Here is a 5113-nt window from a genome sequence, read left to right as displayed (position 1 = left end):
CCGACGCACCGATCATCACCACCGACGCCCGCCACCGCAGCGAGGCCAAGAGCGCCCTCATCACCCTGGTCGAACACGCCCTCATGGCCCGTCTGAAGTGACGTCCTCAAGTCGCCCCGCCCGAAAGTAAGTTGCCTCAGGCAATCAGAGGTCGGACCGGCGCCGCCCGGCGCCGGAAAGGCCGCGGGCGGGCGGCGGTTCCCGTGCGGCGCCAATGGATCTGTGTCCTTGGCCACGCCGCCGGTCGCGTTCATAACGTTTCGACAGAGAATTCACCCGCCGTCGACACCCGGCGCGCACACGCGGCTCCGCTGCGCTCACATTTCCCTCGCCTTTTGCCGCTCCTCGCCCTTAACGCCCCTTTTATCTGACGTGCTCAGCGCGTTGCCGCTCCTTTCCCCAGTGTTTGGAACGCACGGTCCTGACGTGCTGAAATTCGCTGAACTCCGGAGTAGTAACGCCCTGAAGAAAACGGCACAGCGCAAAAGGGTGCGGTGCCGGCGCCGAGAGGTTGTTGGTCGAGTGAGGCGAAGCAAGGCGGGCCCCGAGCCGCAGGAGCCGCGGCGGGGCAACTTCACGCCGCCGTCGCACAGCGCGGCACCGGCGGCCGGCACGTCCGAGGCCCCGGTCACCACCGTCACCACGAGCGGCGGACGGTTCTCCCCGCGCAACTGGCGGGTGGCCACCCGGCTCAACGCGATTCTGCTCATCCCCGTACTCGTCGCCCTGGTCTTCGGCGGCCTGCGCGTGAACAACTCGGTCGAGACCTGGCAGGAGGCCCAGGACGCCGAGGCCACCGCCAAGCTGGTGCGCGCCGCGGCCGCCTACAGCCACGCCCTCATCGACGAGCGTGACCGCACCGCCGAGCCGCTGCTGTCCGGCAAGCGGGACGACCCGGCCGTCAGCGAGGCCCGCGGGGCCACCGACACCGCGGCCGAGGCGTTCCACGCCGCGGTCGCGGAGATGCCCGCCAAGGAGGGCCTCAAGCGCCGCCTGGCCGCCTTCGAGAAGGTCGAGCCGGGCCTGAAGAAGCTGCGTGAGGCCGCCTACACGCCGCAGCTGCCCGGCGTACGCACCGAAGAGGGCTACGTCGCCATCCAGCACCCGCTGATGGAGTTCGCCAACGAGCTGGGCCTGGGCACCGGCAACATCACGTCCTACGGCCGTACGGTCTACGCCGTCTCGCTGGCCAAGGCCGCCGAGTCGCTCACCCGCTCCATCGGCACCCACCTGCTGGTCGACCCCGCGTCCCCGCAGGGCGGCAAGGAGCACAAGAAGCAGCTGACCGCGTTCGCCTCGTACAAGTACCTGGAGAACATCGCCATCGGCGAGTACACCTCCGGCGGCACCCCCGAGGACGTCCAGCGGCTCAAGAACGACGCCGCCAAGCTGAAGAAGCAGGGCGAGGAGGCGGCCGCCAAGGCGCGGCAGCGCGCGGAGGCCGCCGGCCAGCAGTACAAGGCACCGCCGTCCTTCGACGCGATGGTCACCGCCATCGCCTCCGGCGCCTCGCCGCAGCAGCTCGCCGCGCAGGGCATCACGCCGGAGACCTGGTTCACCGCGGCCACCGGCACGTTCGACATGTACCGCGCCATCGAGAAGGACCTCGCGGACAAGGCCGTCGACGAGGCCGCCGAGATCTCCGCGGACGCCCGGCAGTTCACCTTCATCGACTCCGCGATCGTGATCGCCGCGCTGGTCATCGCCTTCGTGGTGGCCGGCATGATGGCCCGCCGGATGAGCCGCAACATGCGCCAGCTGCGCACCGCGGCCTTCGGCATCGCCGAGCAGCGGCTGCCGACCCTGGTCGACCAGCTCTCCCGTACGGACCCGGGCCGCGTGGACACCCGCGTGCAGCCCATCCCGATCCACACCACCGACGAGATCGGCGAGGTCGCCCGCGCCTTCGACCAGGTGCACCGGGAGGCCGTCCGGCTCGCCGCCGAGCAGGCGCTGCTGCGCGGCAACGTCAACGCGATCTTCACCAACCTCTCGCAGCGCAACCAGGGCCTGATCGAGCGCCAGCTCACCCTGATCACCGAGCTGGAGAACAACGAGGCCGACCCGGACCAGCTGGAGAGCCTCTTCCGGATGGACCACCTGGCCACCCGTATGCGGCGCAACGGCGAGAACCTCCTCATCCTCGCGGGCGAGGAGCCGGGCCACCGCTGGAACCAGCCGGTGCCGCTGATCGACGTGCTGCGCGCGGCGACGTCCGAGGTCGAGGCGTACGAGCGAATAGAGCTGTCCGGCGTGCCGGACGGCGACATCCACGGCACCGCCGTGACCGACCTCGTGCACCTGCTCTCCGAGCTGCTGGAGAACGCCACCACGTTCTCCTCGCCGCAGACCAAGGTGCGGGTCGCCGCCACCCGGCTGCCGGACGGCCGCGTCATGATCGAGATCCACGACAAGGGCATCGGGCTGACCCCCGAGGACTTCGCGGACATCAACCACAAGCTGGCCAACCCGCCGACCGTGGACGCCTCGGTCTCCCAGCGCATGGGCCTGTTCGTGGTCGGCCGCCTCGCCGACCGGCACGGCATCCGCGTCCAGCTGCGCCCCTCCGGCGAGCAGGCCGGCACCACGTCCCTGGTCATGCTCCCCGAGGCCATCACCCACGGCGGTGGCGGCGAGGAAGCGGGCTACGACGACGACTTCACCGTCTCCCGGATCGTCCCCGAGCACGAGCAGGGCGGGTACGCCGGCGACGGCCGCTCGGCCGCGGAACTCGGCTTCGACGAGTCCGGTTTCGGGCAGCAGGGCGGCGCCACGCCGCTCGACCCGGTCAACCGCTCGCTGATGCGCGAGGAGCGCCGGGCGGCGCTGGAGGCGCAGGCCGGCGGCGCGGGCGCGCAGCCGCACCACCCCGCGCAGGGGGCGTACCAGGACCCGGCGGCGGCGCTGTTCCAGGACCCGGCGCAGCAGGCCGGCGCGGGCTACGGGAACTACCCCGGCCAGGCATATGCGGAACCGGACCAGAGTGCCTACGGCGAGGGATCGCCGCAGGTCCAGGGACTTGCCGAAGTCGGTTACGGCGAGGCCGCCGGCCAGCAGCCGTACGCCCCGTATGAGCCGCGGCAGCAGGACGACTGGCCCGAAAACGGGGCGCGCACCGGCTACTTCGGCCAGGAAACGGAATCCGACCGGAATCAGCCGCCCGCTCCCGCGGACGGTCCGGAACGCGTAGCATTCGACCGACCGGACCCCACTCCGGACGACACACCGCCGCTGACCGACGCCGGCCTTCCGCGCCGCGGAGCCGCCGCCAAGCCGCAGGCTCAGCAGCAGCAGTGGCAGCCGTTCGAGGAGGCGTCCTCCAGGCCCCGTGCCCAGGAGGCACCGGCCGCCGCCCCGCAGGGGAACGCGCCGGAGGCCGGTACGGACGACTCCGAGTGGCGCTCGGCCAACGACGAGCGCTGGCAGCGGGCGGAGCGGCTGCGCGAGCCGAAGGCGGGCGGAGTCACTTCCTCCGGTCTGCCCCGGCGGGTACCCAAGGCCAACCTGGTCGAGGGCACGGCGGAGCAGAGCCCGCAGGGCGGCCCGCAGGTCTCCCGCGCCCCGGAGGACGTCCGCGGCCGGCTGAGCAACCTGCGGCGCGGGGTCCAGCAGGGACGCAACGTGGGCACGGACCACTCGGAGGTCCCCCAGAATGACCAACAGGGCTTCGGCCCCGGCAGCACCTACGATCAGGAGCGTTAGTGTGAGCCCGATGAGCCAGGCGGCGCAGAACCTGAACTGGTTGATCACCAACTTCGTGGACAACACCCCCGGTGTGTCCCACACGGTCGTGGTCTCCGCGGACGGTCTCCTCCTCGCCATGTCCGAGGGCTTCCCTCGGGACAGAGCCGATCAGTTGGCGGCGGTGGCCTCCGGCCTCACTTCGCTGACCTCCGGCGCCTCCCGCATCTTCGAAGGCGGGAGTGTCAACCAGACCGTGGTGGAGATGGAGCGCGGCTTCCTCTTCATCATGTCCGTCTCCGACGGATCGTCGCTGGCCGTCCTGGCGCACCCCGAGTGCGACATCGGCCTCGTCGGTTACGAGATGGCCCTGCTGGTCGACCGCGCGGGCACCGTGCTGACGCCCGACCTGCGCGCGGAACTGCAGGGCAGCCTTCTCAACTAGCAGACAGGCAGTGCGTTTCCCGCCACCGCGCCATAGGGTGCGGTGGCGCGACCGGCGTCAGATTGGCAAGTTGAAGGAGGAAACGTGGCAACGCCCCCGAGCGGATACCCGTACGGTCCCGGACAGCAGTCCGAGCCACAGGGCGAGCACCATCACAACCGCTTCAACTTCCCTTCCGCGCCCAGCAGCCGGCAGCAGCGGCCGCCCCAGCCGCCGCAGCAGCCGTACCAGCAGCAGCCGTATCAGCAGCAGCCGTACGACTCCCGGCAGCCGTACGAGCCGTCGCCGTACGACCAGCCGCGGGCGCCCCGCAGCCAGCCGGCGCAGTCCCGGCGGCGCGCGCCGGGTCCGTCGGCGTCCGGCAGGGGTGCCGCGCACAACCCGCTCGTGCGCCCCTACGCGATGACCGGAGGCCGGACCAGGCCGCGCTACCAGCTCGCCATCGAGGCACTGGTCAGCACGACCGCCGACCCGGCCAGGCTGCAGGGCCAGCTGCCGGAGCACCAGCGCATCTGCCACCTCTGCCGCGAGATCAAGTCAGTGGCCGAGATCTCGGCCCTTCTCTCCATCCCCCTCGGCGTCGCCCGAATCCTCGTCGCCGATCTGGCGGAGGCCGGACTCGTCGCCATCCATCAGCCCGGCGGGGACGAGACCGCCGGCGGACAGCCAGATGTGACACTGCTCGAAAGGGTGCTCAGTGGACTTCGCAAGCTCTAGCGGTGCAGCCCGCTCCACCACCTCCGCGAAGATCGTGGTGGCGGGCGGCTTCGGCGTGGGCAAGACCACGTTCGTCGGGGCCGTCTCAGAGATCAACCCGCTGCGCACCGAAGCCGTGATGACCTCGGCGTCGGCCGGCATCGACGACCTCACGCACGCGCCGGACAAGACCACGACGACGGTGGCGATGGACTTCGGCCGCATCACCCTGGACCAGGACCTGATCCTGTACCTCTTCGGTACCCCCGGTCAGGACCGCTTCTGGTTCAT

Annotated in this window: 4 protein-coding genes and 1 pseudogene; all 5 read left to right on the top strand. The window is 70.9% G+C overall.

The window, feature by feature from the left end; all coding sequences use genetic code 11:
- Window positions 1-101 (top strand): annotated as a pseudogene (locus AB0L45_RS39330) (ATP-binding protein); the annotation flags it as partial.
- 421 nt (window positions 102-522) lie between these two features.
- A complete protein-coding gene (locus AB0L45_RS39325; RefSeq protein ID WP_365848608.1) occupies window positions 523-3702 on the top strand; it encodes a nitrate- and nitrite sensing domain-containing protein in 3180 nt (1059 codons plus the stop codon).
- 10 nt (window positions 3703-3712) lie between these two features.
- Window positions 3713-4126 carry a roadblock/LC7 domain-containing protein gene (locus tag AB0L45_RS39320; RefSeq protein ID WP_018087204.1) on the top strand — a complete coding sequence of 138 codons (414 nt, stop codon included), beginning with the start codon at window positions 3713-3715 and terminating at the stop codon, window positions 4124-4126.
- Window positions 4127-4210: 84 nt separating this feature from the next.
- A complete protein-coding gene (locus AB0L45_RS39315) occupies window positions 4211-4843 on the top strand; it encodes a DUF742 domain-containing protein (protein ID WP_365848607.1) in 633 nt (210 codons plus the stop codon).
- On the top strand, window positions 4824-5113 hold a 290-nt coding region (locus AB0L45_RS39310), incomplete at its 3' end, for an ATP/GTP-binding protein (protein ID WP_365848606.1). The genes AB0L45_RS39315 and AB0L45_RS39310, both read left to right, overlap by 20 nt.

The sequence above is a fragment of the Streptomyces sp. NPDC052496 genome (genome assembly GCF_040679095.1).
Lineage (GTDB): Bacteria > Actinomycetota > Actinomycetes > Streptomycetales > Streptomycetaceae > Streptomyces.
The sequence above is the reverse complement of the archived record's forward strand: the minus strand, read 5'-3'. Positions and strand labels throughout refer to the sequence as shown.